The 20,504-nt window shown below is 66.3% G+C and carries 17 protein-coding genes; 8 read left to right on the top strand and 9 right to left on the bottom strand.

All coding sequences use genetic code 11. The annotated features are described in order from the left end of the window. Positions 1–46: 46 nt before the first annotated feature. A complete protein-coding gene (gene mutL / locus ACQY39_RS15810) occupies positions 47–1,975 on the bottom strand; it encodes a DNA mismatch repair endonuclease MutL (RefSeq protein ID WP_428507792.1) in 1,929 nt (642 codons plus the stop codon). Positions 1,976–2,002: 27 nt separating this feature from the next. Next, positions 2,003–2,830 carry an alpha/beta fold hydrolase gene (locus tag ACQY39_RS15805; RefSeq protein ID WP_428507790.1) on the bottom strand — a complete coding sequence of 276 codons (828 nt, stop codon included), beginning with the start codon at positions 2,828–2,830 and terminating at the stop codon, positions 2,003–2,005. Positions 2,831–2,932: 102 nt separating this feature from the next. Between ACQY39_RS15805 and ACQY39_RS15800 the strand changes: the two genes are divergently transcribed. After that, entirely contained in the window at positions 2,933–3,580 is a 648-nt protein-coding gene (locus ACQY39_RS15800; RefSeq protein WP_428507788.1) for a DedA family protein, read from the top strand. Positions 3,581–3,627: 47 nt separating this feature from the next. Further along, the gene (locus ACQY39_RS15795) at positions 3,628–7,005 is read left to right on the top strand and encodes a S41 family peptidase (RefSeq protein ID WP_428507786.1); all 3,378 of its coding nucleotides are present in this window, start codon (positions 3,628–3,630) and stop codon (positions 7,003–7,005) included. Between the two features lie 13 nt (positions 7,006–7,018). Here ACQY39_RS15795 and ACQY39_RS15790 read toward each other — a convergent pair whose 3' ends face one another. The 5 genes from ACQY39_RS15790 to tsaE form a co-directional block, all read right to left on the bottom strand. Further along, positions 7,019–8,116 carry a glycosyltransferase family 4 protein gene (locus ACQY39_RS15790; protein ID WP_428507784.1) on the bottom strand — a complete coding sequence of 366 codons (1,098 nt, stop codon included), beginning with the start codon at positions 8,114–8,116 and terminating at the stop codon, positions 7,019–7,021. Further along, the gene (locus tag ACQY39_RS15785) at positions 8,113–9,351 is read right to left on the bottom strand and encodes a glycosyltransferase (protein ID WP_428507782.1); all 1,239 of its coding nucleotides are present in this window, start codon (positions 9,349–9,351) and stop codon (positions 8,113–8,115) included. Before ACQY39_RS15785 ends, ACQY39_RS15790 begins: the two co-directional genes overlap by 4 nt. Positions 9,352–9,492: 141 nt before the next feature. Next, positions 9,493–10,443, bottom strand: a complete 951-nt coding sequence (locus ACQY39_RS15780; RefSeq protein ID WP_428507780.1) for a PEP-CTERM sorting domain-containing protein — start codon at positions 10,441–10,443, stop codon at positions 9,493–9,495. 179 nt (positions 10,444–10,622) lie between these two features. Next, complete coding sequence (locus tag ACQY39_RS15775; protein WP_428510848.1) at positions 10,623–11,981, bottom strand: N-acetylmuramoyl-L-alanine amidase; 1,359 nt, start codon at positions 11,979–11,981, stop codon at positions 10,623–10,625. 38 nt (positions 11,982–12,019) lie between these two features. Continuing rightward, the gene (tsaE, locus tag ACQY39_RS15770) at positions 12,020–12,490 is read right to left on the bottom strand and encodes a tRNA (adenosine(37)-N6)-threonylcarbamoyltransferase complex ATPase subunit type 1 TsaE (protein WP_263517196.1); all 471 of its coding nucleotides are present in this window, start codon (positions 12,488–12,490) and stop codon (positions 12,020–12,022) included. Positions 12,491–12,580: 90 nt separating this feature from the next. Between tsaE and queG the strand changes: the two genes are divergently transcribed. Next, on the top strand, positions 12,581–13,675 hold the full coding sequence (queG, locus tag ACQY39_RS15765; RefSeq protein ID WP_428510846.1) for a tRNA epoxyqueuosine(34) reductase QueG: 1,095 nt from the start codon (positions 12,581–12,583) through the stop codon (positions 13,673–13,675). Here queG and ACQY39_RS15760 read toward each other — a convergent pair. Next, a complete protein-coding gene (locus ACQY39_RS15760; protein WP_428507778.1) occupies positions 13,635–14,534 on the bottom strand; it encodes an AEC family transporter in 900 nt (299 codons plus the stop codon). The two genes, queG and ACQY39_RS15760, sit on opposite strands and share 41 nt — an antisense overlap. Positions 14,535–14,688: 154 nt before the next feature. Here ACQY39_RS15760 and ACQY39_RS15755 point away from each other — a divergent pair, with 154 nt between their 5' ends. The 3 genes from ACQY39_RS15755 (at position 14,689) to xerD (ending at position 17,334) form a co-directional block, all read left to right on the top strand. Then, positions 14,689–15,327, top strand: a complete 639-nt coding sequence (locus tag ACQY39_RS15755; protein ID WP_428507776.1) for a chalcone isomerase family protein — start codon at positions 14,689–14,691, stop codon at positions 15,325–15,327. A 74-nt stretch (positions 15,328–15,401) separates the two neighbouring features. After that, entirely contained in the window at positions 15,402–16,391 is a 990-nt protein-coding gene (locus tag ACQY39_RS15750; protein WP_428507774.1) for a tripartite tricarboxylate transporter substrate binding protein BugE, read from the top strand. Then, positions 16,345–17,334, top strand: coding sequence for a site-specific tyrosine recombinase XerD (gene xerD / locus ACQY39_RS15745; protein WP_428507772.1), 990 nt, complete (start codon positions 16,345–16,347; stop codon positions 17,332–17,334). The genes ACQY39_RS15750 and xerD overlap by 47 nt, the downstream gene beginning before the upstream one ends. 18 nt (positions 17,335–17,352) lie before the next feature. Here xerD and ACQY39_RS15740 read toward each other — a convergent pair whose 3' ends face one another. Continuing rightward, a complete protein-coding gene (locus ACQY39_RS15740; protein WP_263517200.1) occupies positions 17,353–17,832 on the bottom strand; it encodes an Lrp/AsnC family transcriptional regulator in 480 nt (159 codons plus the stop codon). A gap of 82 nt (positions 17,833–17,914) precedes the next feature. Here ACQY39_RS15740 and ACQY39_RS15735 point away from each other — a divergent pair, with 82 nt between their 5' ends. Next, positions 17,915–18,517 carry a MarC family protein gene (locus ACQY39_RS15735; protein WP_263517201.1) on the top strand — a complete coding sequence of 201 codons (603 nt, stop codon included), beginning with the start codon at positions 17,915–17,917 and terminating at the stop codon, positions 18,515–18,517. Between the two features lie 565 nt (positions 18,518–19,082). After that, positions 19,083–20,381, top strand: coding sequence for an isocitrate lyase (gene aceA, locus ACQY39_RS15730; RefSeq protein WP_263517204.1), 1,299 nt, complete (start codon positions 19,083–19,085; stop codon positions 20,379–20,381). The last annotated feature ends 123 nt before the right edge of the window (positions 20,382–20,504 follow it).

Raw genomic sequence — 20,504 nt, 5'->3', positions numbered from 1 at the left:
CCGTCAAAGAGAAAAGAGCGATCGTGGGCTGCGCTGCCAAAAGGCCTCAGCGCCCACGCAGGAAAAGGGCGTCGAGCTCGCGCATGCTGAGCTGGCGCCAGGTCGGGCGGCCATGATTGCACTGATCGGCGCGCTCGGTGCGCTCCATATCACGCAACAAGGCATTCATTTCGTCCAGGCTGAGCTGGCGGTTGGCGCGCACGGCGCCGTGGCAGGCCATGGTGGCCAGGATCTCGTGCTGGGCGCGCTCGATTGCATGGCTGGCGTCGAACTGGGCCAGCTCGGCCAGCACGCCGCGCGCCAGTTCCACGACATCGCCGCCGGCCAGGGCCGCCGGGCGTGCCCGCACCGCCAGCATCTTGGCCGACAGCGGCGCCACATCGAGGCCCAGGCGGTTCAAGGCCTCGCCATGCGCTTCGGCCGTGGCGATTTCCTGGGCCGTGGCGGCAAAGGTGACCGGGATCAAGAGCGGTTGCGATTCAATCGCCGCAGCACCGAGGCTGGCTTTCAGGCGCTCGTAGACCACGCGCTCGTGGGCGGCATGCATGTCGACGATGACCAGGCCCTGGGCGTTCTCGGCCAGCACATAGACGCCCTGGATCTGAGCGATGGCCCGGCCGAGCGGCCAGTCGTGGTCAGGCAAAGGAGAAAGCGGAGCGGGCGCCTGCTGGATAGGCTGAGGGCCAGGTCTTGCCTGGGCCGGCACACTTTGGCCGTACAGCGCCGCCACTTCGGCCAGGCCCAGCGAGGCCTGGCTGTTGCTGCGCCAGCTGGGCGTGCCGCTGTAGAGCGGCGCCTGGGCTTCCTCGGCCCGCGCGGCAGCGGCGGCCGGGGCATTGAACCAAACCGGCGGCGAACCGGGTGCCGGGCGATGGCCGGGCACCTCGGCGGCGGCCGACTGAGCCACCAGCGCCTCGCTCACGGCGGGCTCGGCCGAACGCGAAGCCGCCAGCGCGTCCTGCACCGCATAGCGCACCTTCTGGTGCATCTCGCGGCCGTCACGGAAACGAACTTCGATCTTGGTCGGGTGCACATTGACATCAACCCGGTCGGGCGCGATCTCGATGAACAGCACATAGCAGGGCTGGCGGTGGCCGTGCAGCACGTCTTCGTACGCCGAGCGGATGCCGTGCGCAATCAGCTTGTCCCGCACATAGCGGCCGTTGACATAGACGTACTGCATGTCGGCGCGGCTGCGCGCGGCCTCGGGCAGGCCGGCGCGTCCGTAGATGCGCAGCGGGCCGCTCTCGGCATAGACCGCGCGGCTTTCGGCCATGAACTCGGTGCCCAGTACATCGGCCAAGCGCGCTTCAGAGCTGCCGGCACGCCATTGTTCGACCAGCTTGCCCTCATGCCAGACGGTGAAGCCGACATCGGGCCGGGCCAGGGCATGGCGGCGCACCGACTCCACGCAGTGCGCGAGCTCGGTGGCGTCGGTCTTCAAGAATTTGCGCCGCGCCGGCGTGCTGAAGAAGAGCTCGCGCACCTCCACGCTGGTGCCACGCGAGCGGGCGGCCGGCACCAACTCGCCCGAGCGGGCATCCAGGCGGTGGGCATGGGCCGCGCCTTCGAAGCGGCTGGCCACCGCCATCTCGGCCACCGAGGAAATGGCGGCCAGGGCCTCGCCGCGAAAACCCATGGTGGCCACGGACTCCAACTCGTCCAAGGAGCGGATCTTGCTGGTGGCATGGCGCTTGAGCGCCAGCGGCAGCTCTTCGACCGGGATGCCCAGGCCGTCGTCTTCCACCACGATGGCGCGCACGCCGCCGGCCATCAGCTTGACCTGGATCTGCGCGGCGCCGGCGTCGAGCGCGTTGTCCACCAACTCGCGCACGACCGAGGCCGGGCGCTCCACCACCTCGCCGGCGGCGATCTGGCTGATCAGTTCATCGGGGAGTTCGCGGATGGCGCGGCGCGGAGCCGAGGGCAGGGCCGGTGCAGCAGACAAGAAAGGCTCGGGGGCGGATACATCCATGCGCCTATTGTAAGAAGGGGCGGGCCCTCAAGACGGCAGGGTGGCAAGGAAGGCGGCCAAAGCCGTGTTGAAAGCCTCGGGGGCTTCCAGCGAGGGCAGGTGGGCCACGCCCGGCAGCACGGTGCGGCGGGCGCCGGCCATGCGAGTCACCATGGCCTCGCAGCGCGGAAAAAAGTAGCCGAGGTCCAAGTCACCCCAGAGCAGCTCGCTGGGCGCGCTGATGTGCTCCAGGTGCGGCCAGATGGCCGGGGCCTCGAGCGCTGTGCCGGGCGGCGTGGCGCGCAGCATGCGTTCGTCCATGTCCAGAAACAGGGCGCGGGCGGCGCCGCCGACGCGGCCCTCGGCGCTGCTGGGGCCATCGAGCCACAAGGCGGCCAGGGCCCGGTTGGCGCCTGCCAGATCACCGGCGTCCATGGCGGCGTCGGCAGCGGCGTCCATGGCCAGCTCGCGTTCGCTGAGCTCAGGAGTCGGCCCTCCGGTGACCGCCGGCGCCACCAGAAAGAGTCCGGCCACGCGTTCGGGCCGGTCCAGCGCCGCTTCCAGAGCCAGGCGCCCGCCCAGGGAGCAGCCCACCAGCACCGCCCGGCTCAAGCCAACTGCGTCGAGCACGGCCCACAAATCGGACAGATGGGAATACTCGCCAGCCGCTTCGATCCGAGCCTGGCCATAGCCGCGGCGGTCATAGGCCAGCACGGTGCGCTCGACCGCAAAGGCCTGCAGCTGCTGCAGCCAGAGCCGGTGGTCGCAGACGCCGGCATGCAAAAACACCAGCGGCGGCAGGCTGGAGCTGGCATGGCGCAAGAGCAGGCAGGGCAGCTGGGCGCCGTTCACGGGGATCCAGGTCAGAGAATTCATGGGGTGCAAGTTGGCAGCGGGACTGTAGTGCGCTGATTCTGACCCGGCGCACGGCGCTTCGAGCTTCGCAGCGGTCATCAAGCGCCCGCATAATCCGCCGCCATGGAATTCCTCAGCTTCTTGATCGACTTCATCGTCCATGTGGACAAGCACATCGCCGCTTTTGTGGCGACTTACGGCGCCTGGGTCTATGCCCTGCTGTTCCTGATTCTCTTTGTCGAGACCGGGGTGGTAGTGATGCCTTTCCTGCCCGGCGACTCCTTGCTCTTCGTCGTCGGTGCGCTCTGCGGAGCGGGCCTGATCAATCTGCCCACGGTGCTGGTGGTGATGCTGGTCGCGGCCATTCTGGGCGACCAGTGCAACTACATGATCGGGCGCTATTTCGGCCCCAAGGTCTTCCAGTGGGAACAGTCGCGCTTTTTCAACCGGCGCGCATTTGACGCGGCCCATGAGTTCTACGAGCGCCACGGCGGCATCACCATCGTGGTGGCCCGTTTCATGCCATTCGTGCGCACCTTCGCGCCCTTTGTGGCTGGCGTGGCGGCCATGAGCCGGGCCAAGTTCACGGCCTACAACGTCGGCGGCGCCCTGCTCTGGGTGCTGGGCATCACCTTGCTCGGCTACGCCTTTGGCAACCTGGCCTGGGTGCAGGCGAATTTTTCCAAGATCATCTGGGCCATGATTCTGATCCCCGGCCTGATCGCCATTGCCGGCGGCCTGAAAGCGCGCTCAGCCAAGGCGCAGGGCTGAGCGCCCCCACGCCATCTCTTGTTCTTCTTCTTCGAAAGCCTGTTGCCATGAACTCTCGCGTGTCACCCGCCATCGCCCTGGCGACTTCGCTGCTCATGGCCAGCCTGGCCAGCCCGGCCCGGGCGGCCGAACCCAGCCGCCTGCTGCATCAACCCAGCATGTCGGCCGATCAGCTGGCCTTTGTCTGGGCCGGCGATATTTGGGTCAGTGACCGCCAGGGCCGCAACGCGCGCCAGCTCACCCAGCATGCGGCCGCCGAGTTCGCGCCCAGTTTTTCGCCCGACGGCCGCTGGCTTGCCTATTCGGCCAGCTACGACGGCAACACCGATGTCTATGTCATGCCGTCCAGCGGCGGCCAGCCCCGTCGCCTGAGCTGGCACCCGGGCGCCGATGTGGTCAATGGCTGGAGCACCGACGGCCAGCGCGTGCTGTTTGCCTCGGCCCGCGAGGTGGCCAACAACCGCAGCAATCAGCTCTACGAAGTGCCGCTGCAGGGCGGAGCCGAGCGCAAGATCATGGAGGCCGTGGCCTTTGAAGGCAGCTGGTCGCCCGACGGCCAGCGCCTGGCCTACCGCCCCTACCGCGGCGCCCATGGCAACACGGCCGGCTGGCGCCTGCACCGCGGCGGCACGACGCCGCCGATCTGGATCATCGATCCCGTCAAGAAGACCTGGCAGCAGGTTCCGCACGAGAACGCCAGCGACAGCAACCCGGTCTGGCTGGGCGAGGAAGTCGTGTTCATTTCCGACCGCGACGGCCATGCCGCCAATCTCTTCGCCTTTCACCCCAAGACAAAGGCCTTGCGCCAGCTGACCCAAGAGCGGGTCTGGGATGTGCGCAGCGTGGCGGCCCGCGACGGCCAGCTGGTCTACGAGGTGGGCGGCCAGCTCAAGAGCCTGGACCTGCCCAGCGGCAAGGGCCAGACGCTCGCCATTCAGCTGCAGGCGCAGGCGCCGCAGACGCGTGAGCAGTGGCGCGACGCCAGCCGCCAGATCAGCTCGGCCCAGCTGTCCAGCACCGGCAAGCGTGTGCTGGTCAGCGCTCGCGGTGATGTGTACACGGTGCCGGTTAAGGACGGCTCGATCCGCAAGCTGACCCAGAGCGCCGGCGTGCGCGAGAAGGACGCACTCTGGAGCCCGGACGGCCAGCGCGTGGCCTATCTTTCGGAAGCGCCGGGCTTCACCCACCAGCTGATGCTGCGCGCGGCCACGGGTTTGGACCAGCCGCGTGCCATCGCGCTCGGCCTGCCCGGCGAGAAGCCCCAAGCGGCGTCGACCTACTACACCTTGCTGGCCTGGGCACCGGACGGCCGGAGCCTGGCCTACCAGGACAACCACCTCAATCTCTATGCGCTGAAACTGGACGCCAGCGGCCAGACCGGCAGCAGCCAACGCATCGGCAGCAGCCCGCGCCGGGCCAACTTCAAGGTCAGCTATTCCAGCGACAGCCGCTGGCTGGCTTACACCGTGCGGGCGGCCAATCATTTCTCCCAGATCCGTCTGCATGAGCTGCAAGGCGGCCGGGATGTCGCCTTGAGCGATGGCCTCAGCCATGCCGACAACCCGCAGTTCGCCGCTCAGGACTACCTCTACTTCACCGCCTCGGTCAATTCCGGCCCCAGCCAGGTCGGCCTCGATATGAGCACCCAGGACCGCCCCCTGCGCGCCGGCCTGTTTGTCGCCGTGCTGGCGGCCGATGGCAAGTCGCCGCTCTTGCCGCGCAGCGGCGATGAAGAGCTGCCCAAGAAGGACGAGGCGAGCAAGGACGCCGCCAAGACAGACGCGCCCAAAAAAGATGTTCCGAAGAAGGAAGAGGCCAAGGCGGACAGCAAGCCGGTCCGCATCGACCTCGAGGGCCTGGACCAGCGCATCGTCGGCCTGCCGGTGGCGGAGCGCAATTACGACTCCCTGGCCGTGGCCGCCGATGGCGCCTTGTTTTACTTGCAGCGCCGCCAGCGCGGTGCCAGCGGCGAGCCGCCCGAGAACGCAGAGGCCGGCAATGAGGCGGAGCTGTTCCGCTTTGATTTCAAGGAGCGCGAGAGCAAGCAGCTGCGCGCCGGCGTGCAGGCCATCAGCCTCAGCGGCGATGGCAAGAAACTGCTGTTGGTCGGAGCCAAGGGCAAGCTCGAGATCGCCGATGCCGGCGAGAAGCTGGAGGCCAAGTCCATCGATATGAGCGGGCTGAGCGCGCGCGTCGATGCGCGGGCCGAATGGCGACAGATCTTCGATGAGGTCTGGTGGATGGAACGCGCCTACTTCTACGATCCCAAGCTGCATGGCCTGGACTGGGACGAGGTCTACCGCCGCTACCTGCCTTTGCTGGACCATGTGCAGCGCCGCGAGGACCTCAATGATTTGCTGGTCGAAATGATCGGCGAGATGCAGGTCGGCCACAACCGCGTCGGCGGCGGCGATGTGCACCAGGAGAAAGCCGTGCCCGTGGGCCTGCTCGGCGCCGACTTGCGCGCGGAGCCGGACGGCCGCGTGCGACTGGCCAAGATCTACCGCGGCGACCGTTGGAACCCCTTCCTGAAAGCACCCTTGGCCGCGCCGGGCCTGGGCGTCAAGGACGGCGACTGGCTGCTGGCCGTTGACGGCCGGGCCCTCGATGCGAAAAGCAATGTGCATGCCCTGCTGGAGAACAGCGTCGGCAAGCAGGTACAGCTGACTGTCAGCAGTAGCAGCAGCGCCTCGGCCGCAGACAAGGCCGGTGCCAGTCGCGTGATCACCGTCGTGCCGATCGCCGACGAAGCCGGCCTGCGCCGCTGGGACTGGATCGAACGCAACCGCGCCTATGTCGACCGGCAGTCCGGCGGCAAGATCGCCTACGTCTACATGCCCGACACCGGTGGTGATGGTTTCCAGCACTTCAACCGCATGTTCTTCGCCCAGATCGACAAGCAGGGCCTGATCCTCGACGACCGCCGCAACGGCGGCGGCCAGGCCGCCAACTATGTGACCGATGTGCTGAGCCGGCCTTGGTTGGGCAGCTGGAAGGACCGCGACGGCCTCACGCATGACACACCCGGTGGCGCCATCTACGGCCCCAAGGCCATGCTGATCGACCAAGACGCCGGCTCCGGCGGCGACTTCATGCCCTATGCCTTCAAGCGCCTGGGCCTGGGCCCGCTGATCGGCAAGCGCACCTGGGGCGGCCTGATCGGCATCTCCAACAACCCGCGCCTGATCGACGGCGCCAATCTGGTCGTGCCTTACTTCCGCTTCTTCACGCCGGACGGCGAGTGGCGCATCGAGAACGAAGGCGTGGCGCCGGACCAGGACGTGGACCTGAACCCGCTGCAAGTCAACGAAGGCCGCGACAGCCAGCTCGACGCCGCGATCGCCGATGTGCTGGGCCGGCTGAAGACCTACCAGGCGCCGGACCGCCAGAAAGCGCCGGCCATGCCGACCCAGCTGGGGCGCTAATTGCTCTGAAGGCTTAGGGCTTGGCCTTCTGCTGCTGTGCCCGCTCGTAGAGCCAGCGCAGCAGCGGACCGAAGCAGGCCTGCGCTGAGAAATAGGTGCTGGTGTAGCGCCGGGCCGCTTCGCCCAGCGCGGCGCGCTGCTGCGGCTGCAGCAGCAACGTTTGGCAGGCCTCTGCAAAGGCCTGCGGCTCATCGGCCAGGAGAAAGGCGGTGCCGGCCCCGTCAAGCATGCCGCGAGCGCCCTCGGCCGTGCTGACCAGGGGCAGGCCGTGGCCCATGGCTTCCACGCTCTTGATCTTGAGCCCGGCCCCCCAGCGGACCGGGTTGATGGCCACATCCATGCCGGCCCAGGCCTGCTTGAAATCGGCAACAAAGCCATGGCGCTGGAAGGCTTTGAATTCGGGGCGCCAGCGCTCGCTGAGCCAGCCGTAGAGATGCATTTGCAAGCCTTCGACCTGGCCTTCGAGCAAGGGCCAGACCCGGTCGGCAAACCAGTCCAGACCATGGAGATTGGCGGCCCAGTCACTGCCCACCAAGCCGAGGTGCCGGCGCTCGGCCTGCAGCGGCAGGGCAGCGAACTGCACTGGATGCGGGGCCAGCAGGGCGGCTTCGCCCAAGCGCGCCTGCACCAGACCGTGGTCCTCGGCCTGGATCAGGAGCACCCGCTCATATCGCGACAGCAGGGCCATTTCCTGCTCGAAGCTGAGGGTGGTGTGCACGGCCACCGACTGACTGCGGCGTGACTCGGCCGCGCGGCTTTCCAGATCATGGGTATCCAGCACGGCGGCCACACCGGCCGGCAGGAACTCGCGCAAGCCATGCAGGGCCAGGCGCTGGAAGATGCAGGCGTCAAAGTCTTGAGCGGCACACAGGCGGACCAAGGCCTCACGCTCACTGGCCTCGTTGACCGGCCCCTGGATGCCATAGACCGCCGCCTGCACGCGCAGGCGACGCAGCAGATTCAATTCGTCGGCATGGAGCGCACCCAGGTAGAGCAGGCTCAGCTGGCAATGGGCGCCCAGCACCCAGACCAGGGCCAGCACGCGGGTGCGCTCACCGGCCCCCATGCGCCAGAACGGGATGCGGGTGAGCAGCAGAACACGCGGCTTCATCGGCAGGGCTCCGGCTGCAATGGCCGTTTGCAAGCAAGCAGGGCCTCGCATTGCTGCACCACCGCAGCCACGCTGTCCTGCTGCCGGTAGTCGCGATGCTCATGGGCAAAGGCCTGGGCCGCCGTACGGTAGCGGGCCGTGTCGAGCATCTGGCGCAGGAGGCGCGGCAGATGCTCGGTCTGATCCACCAACAGCGTTTCTGAAGCCCCCAGCGACTGAAGCCGCCGCGCCGCCATCCATTGCTCGGTCTGCATGGGCAGAAGCAGCAGGGGCTTGCCAGCCAGCAGCATGGCGGCCGTGGTGCCTGCGCCGCCATGGCTGAGTGCCAGATCGCAGCTGCGACTGAGCGCATCCATGGCCAAGGGCTCAGCGCTGAGCTGCATGCGCCCGCCGCTGAATTGCGCCAAGGTCTTGCGCGAAGCGCCAGGCACATGCGCCAGCACCGAGGCCGGCAATTCTTGCAAAGCCCGAAGCACCTGTTCCAAAGGCGCGTAGCCCGGTTTCAGATAGGCAAAGATGCGCGGGCCGGGGCCATCGGGCCAGCGCGGCTCTTGCCCCTGTCCGAGCTGGAAGATCGGCCCCAAGTAATGCGGCGCGGGCGCCGGCGCCGCGGAACGCTGTGGGTAGTGGTCCAGTTCTGCAAAGCTGCACAAGGCCTGCGCATCGCAGTGCAACAGGTCGGCAAAGACCGTGAGCGCCGGTGCTTGCAAGGCGGCCAGCACCTGGTTGGCCGTGGCCAAGGCATGGGCTTCGGAGTCACGCAGCCGAGCGGTCGGCGCCGGCTGCTGCCACCAGGCAAAGGGCGGCAGGGGCTCGCTTGGTGGCGGCATGCAAAAACCGTCGCCGAAATGCAGGCGCGGCAGGCCCAGCCCCCGGGTGGCGAGCAGGGCGGTTGGCGCGTGATCGAGCACCAGCAGATCGGGTTGGATCAGGGCCAGAAGATGGCACCAGGCCCGACAGATGCCGGTCAGGGCGCGCGGATTGAGAAAGCCGAAGGGCATCAGCAACTCGGGGTAGCTGATCGGACTGGGCAGCTGGGTCAGGCGGCCCAACCACAGTGGCGCTTGCAGGGCCGGCACATCATGCGGGCTCAGCAGGGCCTCAGCGCCGAGCAGATCACGGAGCACAAAGACCGGCCGGTGACCCCGTTCGCGCAGGGCCAGGGCCACGGGCAACAGGCGTGACAGATGACCGTAATCACCTCCGAGCTCCCAGGCAAAAACAATCGTGGCCATCAGGCGGTGGCACCCGGCAGCGGAGCCGCGGGCACAGGTTCAAAGTTCAGCAAGAGAAGCGGCGCCCGCAGGCGCCGCCAAAGAATCACCCGATCCGTGAGTGCCGCGCAGGCTGCACTCGCATCAGGTCGCGCTGACCGATCAGGCTTGGCTCGCGCCCTTGCGACGGCGCGTCGTGGCGGCCAGTCCGGCCAGGCTCAAGCCCAGCAGTGCCAGGGTATCCGGCTCCGGGACGGATGCGGTCGGGCTGATGTTGAAGTTGCTTGGATTGCCCCAACCAAACGGGTCACCGGAGCGCGCCGTGGCCGAACCAGCTCCGCCGTTGTTGCACCCTTCGAATGCCGGCGCGAGGCCACCCTTGGCCGCAAGCGTCGGGCAATCGCCATAGCCGCCACCGTCACTCTGCAGATCACCGGAAACCGTGGCAACGATGTCGTAGTCCAGGGTGAAGCTTTCGCCCACGCCGATCATGCCCATGCTGACATTGAACACGGCGTCGCTGGCGTACTCGCTGCCACAGCTCATGTAGCTGGCCAGGCTGCCCAGGTCATCGCTGGTGCAGGTGCTGGAGCCGTCGGCAGCCTGGGTGCGCGTGGTGCGATCACGGGCCACGGCCACGCCGTCCTTGCTCACCTGCAGCAGCAGATCCGCAAAGCCCAGGCCGGTACCACCAATGCCCAGCTCGCCGCTGTCCACATGGAAGGCGAAGTTGAAGAGCTGGGCCACGCCGGTGGTGTTGGTGAAGGTGCGGCTGTAGCGGGTGCTGGTCGAGGCCGAGAAGCTGCCGCTGCCGGTCACACGGGCACCGAAATAGCTGGTCGCGCCGGCATCGCCGTAGGTATGGAAGAACAAGGAGCCCTCAGCCGTGCTCGGGCTGTGATAGAAATCGGCGCCGGTGGCGGTGATGCTGGGCGGTTCGATGGCCATGCCGTCCACGCTGCTGCCGCTGCTGGGAAGGGCGTAATCGGCGGTCAGGCGGATCTGGCCGTCCGTCATATTGCCGACCACCACCGGAGCCGCCATGGCGAGGCCGGACAACAAGGCCAGCACGCCGGCGCTGACATGCTTGAGTTGGAAGCTGCTGTGTTTCATCGGGAGATCTCCGTTGTTTTAAGACTGTGACTTAGTGCACAAATCCAAACATGCAAGAACCACGCCATGCGCAGCAAGTTCAGCAGGCACGGGCCCCTTTCAATCGGCTAGCCCGTGAACGCCAAGTTTTCCGACATTGATGTTTACCCTTGCGAGCGAAGCCAGCGGCCTGCAGGTTTTCAGCTCAACGCGCGGTGCCGCGCCAGCGGCGGGTTCTTGGCGAAGTAACGGGCGATGCCAGTGGCCAGGGCCTCGACCAGTTTGGCCTGGTAGTCGGCATCGCGCAGCTTGGCCTCTTCCTCGGGGTTGGAGATGAAGGCCGTCTCCACCAGGATAGACGGCACATCGGGCGCCTTGAGCACCGCAAAGCCGGCCTGTTCGACCCGACGCTTGTGCAAGGTACCGACGCGGCCGATCTGGCCCAGCACCTCGCTGCCGAGCTTGAGGCTGTCCTTGATCTGGGCCGTGGTGCTCATGTCCAGCATGGCCTTGAGCACGCTGGCATCTTTGACCGCAGCATTGACCCCACCGACCAGATCGGCGGCGTTTTCGCGGCTGGCCATCCATTTGGCGGCCTGGCTGCTGGCCGCCCCGTCGCTGAGTGCAAACACCGAGGCGCCGCGCGCCTTGGGCGTGAAGAAGGCATCGGCATGGATGGATACGAACAGGTCGGCTTGCACTCGGCGCGCCTTCTGCACCCGCTGCTGCAAGGGCACGAAGTAGTCGCCCTCGCGGGTCAGCAGCACCCGCATATTGGGGTTGCGGTTCAGCCGATCGCGCAGCTGCTGGGCAATCGCCAGCACCACATCTTTCTCGCGCAATCCGCTGGGGCCGATGGCTCCGGGGTCTTCGCCACCATGGCCCGGGTCCAGGGCGATCACGATCAAGCGATCGAGTTTGGCCTGAGAGGGCTCGGACGGCGCTGCCGCTGGCAGCGTCGGCGTCGGTGCGGGTGTGTTCTGCTGCTGCGGCGACGACGCTGCGCTGGCGCCAGGTTTGGCCGAGGTCTGGGCATTCAGATCGGGCTTGTCGAGCTTGGCGATCAGGTCGCCGAGCGCATCTTGCACCGACTGCGCCGCCTCTCGCTCGGCCTGGACCTTGTCCTTGATCAGGGCCAGCAAGGGGTCGACCGCCACCTTGGGGTAGAGGTCGAAGACGAGGCGGTGCTGGTAGGCCGCCACCGGCGCCAAGGTGAAGATCTGCGGCGCCACCGGCTGCTTGAGGTCCAGCACGATGCGTACCACGCGCGGCGTGTTCTGACCGACGCGCACACCGGCGATGAAGGGGTCATCGGCCTTGACTTTGCCCAGCAGGCCGCGCAGATTGGGGCTCAGCTCCAGGCCGTCGACATCGATGACCAAGCGATCGGGGGCCTCCACCAGAAAATGGGTCGCGGCCAGGGACCGGTCGGACTCCAGCGTCACCCGGGTGTAGGCCTCGGCCGGCCAGACCCGCACGGCGACGATATTGCTGCCGGCGTGGGCGGCCGCAGCCGCACCCGCGGGCAGGGCGCGCAAGATCAGGGCCAGGCTGCCCATGGCGCGCAGCGCCTGGCGCCGTTCAGCGAAGCCGCGCTTCACGAAGCCTGCTCCAGCTGCTGCAGCAAGACCTGACCCCGGGCCGTGCCGGCACGCAGCTCGACCTGGCGGCTGTCGTCGTCCTGAGCCTCAATCCAGACTTGCAGATCGGCCGGCGGCAGCATGCCCTCGGCCTTCTCCGGCCATTCGCTGAGCTTGAGCCCGGGCGCGCTGAAGATGTCGCGAAAGCCGGCGTCCTCCCACTCGCGCGGGTCGCTGAAGCGGTAGAAATCGAAATGGCTGACGAGGCCGGCCGAACCCCAGTCGGCCAGGTCATAGGACTCCAGAACCGCGTAGCTGGGGCTCTTGATGCGCCCGGCGACGCCCAGGGCGCGCAGCAGATGGCGCACCAAGCTGGTCTTGCCGGCACCAAGGCTGCCATGCAGCTCCAGGCTGGCGTCAAGCAGGGCCGGGCAGAGCGCCAGGCGCTCCGCGAAGGCCTGGGTGGCGGCCTCATCGGGCCAGCGCAAAGAGCGAGTTTCTAGAATGCGCAAATGACGCAGGCTCCACAACAATCGAACAAGGACGACAAGTCAGCGGACTTTGACGCAGCGGCCGTGATGGCCGATCTGCAGCGCTGGGCTCATGAGCTGGGATTCTCACAGATCGGCGTGGCTGATATCGACCTGCACAGTGCAGAAGCGGGCTTGTTGGCCTGGTTGCAAGCCGGCTTTCACGGCTCCATGCACTATATGCAAAGCCATGGCCTCAAACGGGCCCGGCCTGCCGAGCTGGTGCCGGGCACGCTGCGCGTGCTGAGCCTGCGTATGGATTACCTGCCGCAGGACAGTGCGCCCGATTGGCAAACCGTGGAATGGCAGCGTTTGAACGATCCGCAGCGCGCCCAGGTCTCGCTGTATGCCCGTGGACGCGACTATCACAAGGTGCTGCGCGCTCGCCTGCAACAACTGGCCACGCGACTGAGCGACGCCGTCGGGCCTTTTGGTTACCGCGTCTTCACCGACTCCGCGCCGGTGCTCGAGGTGGAGCTGGCGGCGCGCTCCGGCATCGGCTGGCGTGGCAAACACACCCTGACCCTGCACCGGGACGTGGGCTCGATGTTCTTTCTCGGCGAGATCTACATCGACCTGCCTTTGCCGCTCAGCGAACCGGTCACGGCCCATTGCGGCCAGTGCACGGCTTGCCTGGACGCTTGCCCGACCGGCGCCATCGTCGCGCCCTACCGCGTCGATGCGCGGCGCTGCATTTCCTACCTGACCATCGAGCATGAGGGCGCCATCCCACTCGAACTGCGGTCCCTGATCGGCAACCGCCTCTATGGCTGTGACGATTGCCAACTGATCTGCCCCTGGAACAAGTTCGCCCAGAAGTCCCGCCTGGCCGATTTCGACGCCCGGCCGGCCATGGCGAGCGGCGATCTGCTCGCGTTCTGGAGCTGGGACGAAACCCAGTTCCTGCGCCAGACCGAAGGATCGGCCATGCGCCGCATCGGCCATGCACGCTGGCAACGCAATCTGGCCGTGGTCTCGGGCAATGCCTTGCGCCAACGGGATTGGCCGGAGCTGCGCGCCGTGCTGCAGACCCTGCGGCCGGCGGCCAGCGAGCTGCTGGCGGAGCACCTCAGCTGGGCGCTGGCGCAAGCGCCTGCCCGGCCTACAACCAGCGCAACACCACCAGCCACAGCGGCAGACTGAGCATGCCCAGCAGGGTGGACAGGGTCACCAGGCCGGCCACAAAGGGCCCGTTGCCGCCCATGCGCACGGCCAGCACATAGGCGCTGGAGGCGGTGGGCAGGGCGGTGAACAACAGCAGCGTGGCGCGCTGAGGCGCCGGCAGCTGCAAGGCCAGGGCCAGGCCGAGCCCGACCAAAGGGAGAGCCAGATGGCGAATGCCCAGCAGGGCAGCGGCCAGGCCCGGCGCCTCGCGCAGGGCGCCGAAACGCAGACCCGCGCCGACCGCCATCAGACCCAGGGGCAGGGCGGCCAGGCCAATCCGGTGCAGGGTCAGAGCGGCGGGCTCGGGCAGCTTCAAGCCCAGCAAATTGCCCGTCAGGCCGGCCAAGGTGGCCAGGATCAAGGGATTGCGTGCGAGTTCGCGCAGGTAGCCGTGTCCGCCATGTCGGGCCAAGGGCCAGACGGCGGCGATATTGCAGATCGGCACACACAGCGCGATCAGCAGCGCCACCCAGGCCACGCCTTGTGCGCCGTGCAGGCGCTCGGCCAGGGCCAGGGCGATGAAGGAATTGAAGCGAAAGGCGGTCTGCGCCCCCGACGCATGGAAACGGGCATCGACGCCGGGCAGGGCGCGCAGGCTGTAGGCCAGCAGCACGCCGATCACACAACTGAGCACGCCGCCGAGGGCCAGGTCGGCAGTGGCGCCCGGCTGCAAAGGTGTGCGCAGGATGGAATTGAACAGCAGCACCGGGAACAGCAGGTAGTAGACCAGGCGCTCGGCGGCCTCCCAGACCGGGCGGTCCAGGCCGCTGTAGCGGCACAGCAGGAAGCCGCAAAGGATGAGCAGAAAATCGGGCAGCAGCAGCAAGACATCGGGCATGGCCCGCAGTGTGCCAGGGGGCAGGAAGCCTTGCTGCGCGCGGCCGAACGGCCGGGCGCATTCGGTGCTACCCCTCAGCGAAGACGCGCCCAAGGCGCTTCAGGCTGTTGATGCGGGTATCGTTGCACCTATGTTCAGACTTCAGCGATGCCCCATGCCTGCAGCCAACGCCACACGCTCGACCCTTTCCGCCACCGCGCCCTCACGTCGCCAGTGGCTGCTCCAAGCGAGCGCAGTGGCCGTCACCGTTTGCATGTCCGCCCCGGTGCTGGCTTTCAAATACGAAGACCAGGAATTCGAGGACAAGATCCAGCTGGCCGGCAGCGCCTTGCTGCTGAACGGCGTGGGCAAGCGGGCGGTGTCCATCTTGCGCGGCTATGTGGCCGGGCTGTATTTGAGCCGCAAGTCCGCCTCGCCGGACGCTGTCTACGCCGCCAGTGGCCCGAAGCGGGTGCAGATCCGCATGCTGCTCGAGGTCGGCGCCGAGGAGTTCGTCAAGGCCGTCAACAAGGGCGTGGGCCGCAATTGCAGCGAGGCCGAGAAAGAAGCGCTGAGCACGCGCCTGCCCTTGTTCACGCAGAACCTGCAGTCGGTCGGCAAGGTGCGCAAGGGAGACCTGATCAATATCGACTACCTGCCCGAGCAAGGCACAGTGCTTTACGTCAACGGCAAGCAATGGGGTCAGGTCGTGCCAGGTGCCGACCTTTACACCGCCTTCCTGAAGGTGTTCCTTGGCGACAAGCCGGTGGATAAACGGCTCAAGGCCGGCTTGCTGGGCGAGGCCACCAGCTGAGCTACGTAGAAATGCGTGCCTGAGGCCAGCGAGCTCGGGCTAGGATGGTGAGAAATCACCTTCTGGAGACCGGAATGAAGCAGATCACCCGCCGCACAACCCTCCGTCTGAGTGCCGCTGCGGCCGCCTGTCTGGCCATCGGGCCGCTGGCAGCGCAGACGCCCTATCCGAGTGCCAAGCCGGTGCGCCTGATCGTCCCTTTCGCTCCGGGCGGTACCACGGACATCATTGCCCGTGTTGTGGCCGAGAAGGTCAACCAGGCCCTGGGTCAGAACATGCTGGTCGAGAACAAGGCCGGTGGCGGCGGCTCGGTGGGGGCCAACGAGATCTCCAAGGCGGCGCCCGATGGCTACACCCTGGGTGTGGCGACGGTATCGACCACGGCGGCCAACCCGGCCATCAACCCCAAGATCCCCTACAACCCGATCAGCGACTTCACGCCCATCATCAATATGGCGGCCACGCCCAATGTGATCGCCGTGCACCCGAGCTTTCCGGCGCGTGACTACAAGGGCTTTGTGGCCGAGCTCAAGAAGAACCCCGGCAAGCACAGCTTTGCCAGCTCGGGCACGGGCGGCATCGGCCACTTGCAGATGGAGCTGTACAAGAACCTGACCGGCGTCTTCGTGCTGCACATTCCCTACCGCGGTGCCGGCCCGGCTTTGAACGACACCGTGGCCGGCCAGGTGCCGATGATTTTCGACAATCTGCCCTCGGCGCTGCCCTTCATCAAGGACGGCCGCTTGATCCCCATCGTCGTGGCCGCGCCAAACCGTCTGGCCGTGCTGCCCAATGTGCCGACCTTCAAGGAAGTCGGGCTGGAGCCGGTCAATCGCATGGCCTACTACGGTGTGCACGGACCCAAGAATCTGCCCAAGGACATCGTGGCCAAGGTGCATGATGCGGTCAAGAAGACGCTGGAGCTGCCGGACGTCAAGAAGCGCATCGAAGACACCGGCTCCCTGATCGTCGCCAACACCCCGGAACAGTTTGCCGCCCAGATCAGTGCCGAATTTGATGTCTACAAAAAGGTCGTCGAGCAGCAAAAGCTCAAGCTCGACTGAAGCAGAAGGCGGTGAGGCCGCGACGCGCTCGCCGGAGCAGCGCGCGGCCGAGCTGGCCAGCCACCAGGCGATCGACGCCTTCGTCGAAACGCTCTGGCTGGAAGATGGCCTGGCCGGCAATTCACTCCAGGCCTACCGCCGCGACCTGAACCTGCTGGCCCAATGGCTGGCCCGCCAGGTGCAGCGCCCGCTCGATGCCTGCAGTGAGGCCGATCTGCACAGCTACGCCATGGCCCGCCATGCCGGCAGCAAGACCAGCAGCGCCAACCGTCGCCTGAGCGTCTTCAAACGCTATTTCCGCTGGGCCTTGCGCGAGCAGCGCCTGAGGCAAGACCCGACCCTCAAGCTGGCCAATGCCAAGGCGCCCTTGCGCGTGCCCAAGCTGCTCAGCCAAGCCCAGGTCGAGGCCTTGCTGCAAGCGCCCGACGTCGGCAGCGAACTGGGCCTGCGCGACCGCGCCATGCTGGAGCTGATGTATGCCAGCGGCCTGCGGGTGACCGAACTGGTGACGCTCAAAAGCGTGCATGTGGGTTTCAAGGAAGCGGTCCTGCGCATCACCGGCAAGGGCAGCAAGGAGCGCCTCGTGCCCTTTGGCGAAGAGGCGCACAGCTGGCTGCTGCGCTATTTGCAGGAGGCCCGGCCGCAGTTGCTCAAGGGCCAGGCCTGTGATGCCTTGTTCGTGACTGTGCGCGGCGAGGGCATGACGCGGCAGATGTTCTGGACCCTGGTCAAGAAGTACGCGCAGCAAGCCGGCATCCTGAGCCCCATGTCACCGCACACCCTGCGCCATGCCTTCGCCACCCATTTGCTCAACCACGGTGCCGATCTGCGCGTGGTGCAGCTGCTGCTCGGCCACGCCGACCTGTCGACCACCCAGATCTACACCCATGTGGCGCGCGAGCGCCTGAAGCTGATCCATGCCCAGCACCACCCGCGAGCCTGAGCAGGGGAACCAAACGCCTCAACGTGCCACCGGCAAAGGCGAGGGCGGCTTGATCTCTTCCAGGCAGATCATGGAGCGGATGTCGGCCACGCCGCGGATCTGCATCAGGCGGTCGGTCAGAAATTGCGAGAGCGACTTGAGGTCACTGGCCACGACCTTGAGCAGGTAGTCGCAGTCGCCCGAGACGGTGTGGCATTCCAGGATCTCGGGGAAGTCGCGGATCAGGCCTTCAATCTCGCGAACGCGGTCAAAAGCCTCGCCGTCGATATTGAGGCTGACGAAGGCGGTGACGCCCAGGCCCAGACTCTGCGGCGCCACCAGGGCGCGGTAGCCGCGCAGCACGCCGCGTTCCTCCAGGGCTTTGACGCGCCGGAAACACTGCGGCGGCGACAGATGAACCTGGGCCGCCAGCTCCACATTGGAGGCTCGGCCGTCGCGTTGCAAGGCCTCGATCAGGCGGCGGTCGATGGTGTCCAGCTTGGGAGAAGCGTCGGTCATGGCGGGCTCAAGACAAGGATTGGCAGGCTTTCGCGGCTCAAGTTCGCTCCCGCGTCACGGCGGGGGCGCGACAATTGCGGCCATGGATCATAGTTTTCTCTCCGCCTTCATCCTGCTCTTGCTGGTGCTGGACCCGCTCGGCAGCCTGCCCATCTTCATCGGCATCATGCGCGAGGTGCCCAAGGAGCGGCGCGCGCGTGTCGCCACCCGCGAGGTGGGCTTGGCCGCAATTGTGCTGCTGGCCTTCATGTTCTTCGGCGACAGCTTTTTGCGGGTGATGCACCTTTCCGAGCGCTCGCTCGAAGTGGCCGGTGGCGTGATCTTGCTGATCATCGCGATCAAGATGATCTTCGGCAGCGCCGGTGAATCGGCCTACGGCCTGGAGCCGGGCAAAGAGCCCTTCATCTTCCCGCTGGCCGTGCCCTTGCTGGCCGGCCCTTCTGCCATGGCCACGGTGCTGCTGCTGGCTTCGCGCCAGCCCGAGCGCATCTGGGACTGGATCGGCGCGCTGTGCGCGGCCATGTGGGTCTCGGGCCTGACCCTGCTGATGGCCGACCGCATCCGCCGTCTGCTCGGCGATTCGGTGATTTCAGCGATCGAGAAGCTGATGGGCCTGGTGCTCACAGCCATCGCTGTGGAGATGTGTCTGGCCGGCTTGAAGCGTTACTTCATTGGCGGCTTGTAAGCGGAACTGAAGGACGGGGAGAGTGGCCGGGCGCCTCGCGCTGGTTTCGTTTCGGCGCCGAAGTTTCTCTTCGTTCAAGCACTCGGGAACAAGCCCGGGCCCTGCCACTTCGCACCAGGGCTCGGTCCGCGTGAGCCATGCCGACTGAGCCGGAGCTTGAACCGCGCCCACGTCCCTCACCCGCAACCCGGTCGGCAAGCAGTGCGTCAGCGAGAGCCGGACCCGCCAAGCGCAGCCATAGAGCATTTTGAATTCAAGTTGAACCCTTGGCTCGGCTTTGCACGATGCGAAAAGTCGTTTTCACATCGTGAACTTTCTTCATGTTGCGCCGCCGCAAAATTTCTCATCATGGCGAAGTGCTTTTCACAATCAGAAATTTGCAAGTTAAGTTATTGATTTTATTGAACTAAAAATTAAGTCTTATATAAGACATAAGTGTTCCACTGAGTGAGGCATGGGGCTAATCTTGAGTCCAACAAAGCTTCTTTGTTTGGCCACCCGGCCGCCGGACCTGAACTGATTCATTTCCTCTGTTTTCGCATTCACTCACTTGCAGGAGCACACCATGAGCAACGCCACCCGTGAACAGCAGATCGCCGCCCTTGAGAAGGACTGGGCCGAGAACCCGCGTTGGAAGGGCATCACCCGCGGCTACAGCGCTGCCGATGTGGTGCGCCTGCGCGGCTCCCTGGCCATCGAGCACACGCTGGCCAAGCGCGGTGCCGAGAAGCTCTGGGGCCTGGTCAACACCGAGCCCTTCGTCAACTCCCTGGGCGCCCTGACCGGCAACCAAGCCATGCAGCAGGTCAAGGCCGGCCTCAAGGCCATCTACCTGTCCGGCTGGCAAGTCGCCGGTGACGCCAACAGCAATGGCGAGATGTACCCCGACCAGTCGCTGTACTCGGTGGACTCGGTGCCCAAGGTGGTCAAGAAGATCAATGCCACCTTTGCCCGTGCCGACCAGATCCAGTGGAGCGAAGGCAAGAACGACATCGACTACTTCGCCCCCATCGTGGCCGATGCCGAAGCCGGCTTCGGCGGCGTGCTGAACGCCTTCGAGTTGATGAAGGCCATGATCGAAGCCGGCGCTGCCGGAGTCCACTTCGAAGACCAACTGGCCGCGGCCAAGAAGTGCGGCCATATGGGTGGCAAGGTGCTGGTGCCGACCCGCGAGGCCGTGTCCAAGCTGGTGGCGGCCCGCCTGGCCGCCGACGTGATGGGCACGCCCACCGTGCTGCTGGCCCGCACCGACGCCGAAGCCGGCGACCTGGTGACCAGCGACATCGACGACAACGACAAGCCTTTCTGCACCGGCGAGCGCACCGTCGAAGGCTTCTTCCGCACCAACAACGGCATCGAGCAAGCCATCAGCCGCGGCCTGGCCTACGCGCCCTACGCCGACATGATCTGGTGCGAAACCGGCAAGCCCGACCTGGCTTTCGCCAAGCAGTTCGCCGACGCCATCCATGCCAAGTTCCCGGGCAAGCTGCTGGCCTACAACTGCTCGCCTTCTTTCAACTGGAAGAAGAACCTGGACGACGCCACGATTGCCAAGTTCCAGCGTGAACTCGGTGCCATGGGTTACAAGTTCCAGTTCATCACCCTGGCCGGTTTCCACAGCCTGAACTACAGCATGTTCAACCTGGCCTACGGCTACGCTCGCAACAATATGAGCGCCTTCGTGGAGTTGCAGGAAGCCGAGTTCGCGGCGGCTGAGCGCGGCTTCACCGCCGTCAAGCATCAGCGCGAAGTCGGCACCGGTTACTTCGATGCCGTCACCACCACCATCGAGCGCGAGGCCTCGACCGCTGCGCTCAAGGGTTCCACCGAAGACGAACAGTTCTTCGAAGCAAAGCACGGCTGATTCCCCGGATTTCGCCCTGTCTTGCAGGCCCGGTCTCCCACGAGGAGGCCGGGCCTTTTTGTGCTCAATCGGCCGGGAATATGGCTGACTGCAGGCGCACAAAGCAGGCCCTCGTGTGGCCCT

The sequence above is a fragment of the Roseateles sp. genome (genome assembly GCF_965262435.1).
Lineage (GTDB): Bacteria > Pseudomonadota > Gammaproteobacteria > Burkholderiales > Burkholderiaceae_C > Paucibacter_A.
The sequence above is the reverse complement of the archived record's forward strand: the minus strand, read 5'-3'. Positions and strand labels throughout refer to the sequence as shown.

Bases quoted from the DNA above. Each gene is read 5' to 3' on its own strand.
- mutL (WP_428507792.1), bottom strand. From the start codon at position 1,975: ATGGATGTATCCGCCCCCGAGCCTTTCTTGTCTGCTGCACCGGCCCTG.
- ACQY39_RS15805 (WP_428507790.1), bottom strand. From the start codon at position 2,830: ATGAATTCTCTGACCTGGATCCCCGTGAACGGCGCCCAGCTGCCCTGC.
- ACQY39_RS15800 (WP_428507788.1), top strand. From the start codon at position 2,933: ATGGAATTCCTCAGCTTCTTGATCGACTTCATCGTCCATGTGGACAAG.
- ACQY39_RS15795 (WP_428507786.1), top strand. From the start codon at position 3,628: ATGAACTCTCGCGTGTCACCCGCCATCGCCCTGGCGACTTCGCTGCTC.
- ACQY39_RS15790 (WP_428507784.1), bottom strand. From the start codon at position 8,116: ATGAAGCCGCGTGTTCTGCTGCTCACCCGCATCCCGTTCTGGCGCATG.
- ACQY39_RS15785 (WP_428507782.1), bottom strand. From the start codon at position 9,351: ATGGCCACGATTGTTTTTGCCTGGGAGCTCGGAGGTGATTACGGTCAT.
- ACQY39_RS15780 (WP_428507780.1), bottom strand. From the start codon at position 10,443: ATGAAACACAGCAGCTTCCAACTCAAGCATGTCAGCGCCGGCGTGCTG.
- ACQY39_RS15775 (WP_428510848.1), bottom strand. From the start codon at position 11,981: ATGGGCAGCCTGGCCCTGATCTTGCGCGCCCTGCCCGCGGGTGCGGCT.
- queG (WP_428510846.1), top strand. From the start codon at position 12,581: ATGGCCGATCTGCAGCGCTGGGCTCATGAGCTGGGATTCTCACAGATC.
- ACQY39_RS15760 (WP_428507778.1), bottom strand. From the start codon at position 14,534: ATGCCCGATGTCTTGCTGCTGCTGCCCGATTTTCTGCTCATCCTTTGC.
- ACQY39_RS15755 (WP_428507776.1), top strand. From the start codon at position 14,689: ATGCCTGCAGCCAACGCCACACGCTCGACCCTTTCCGCCACCGCGCCC.
- ACQY39_RS15750 (WP_428507774.1), top strand. From the start codon at position 15,402: ATGAAGCAGATCACCCGCCGCACAACCCTCCGTCTGAGTGCCGCTGCG.
- xerD (WP_428507772.1), top strand. From the start codon at position 16,345: ATGTCTACAAAAAGGTCGTCGAGCAGCAAAAGCTCAAGCTCGACTGAA.
- ACQY39_RS15740 (WP_263517200.1), bottom strand. From the start codon at position 17,832: ATGACCGACGCTTCTCCCAAGCTGGACACCATCGACCGCCGCCTGATC.
- ACQY39_RS15735 (WP_263517201.1), top strand. From the start codon at position 17,915: ATGGATCATAGTTTTCTCTCCGCCTTCATCCTGCTCTTGCTGGTGCTG.
- aceA (WP_263517204.1), top strand. From the start codon at position 19,083: ATGAGCAACGCCACCCGTGAACAGCAGATCGCCGCCCTTGAGAAGGAC.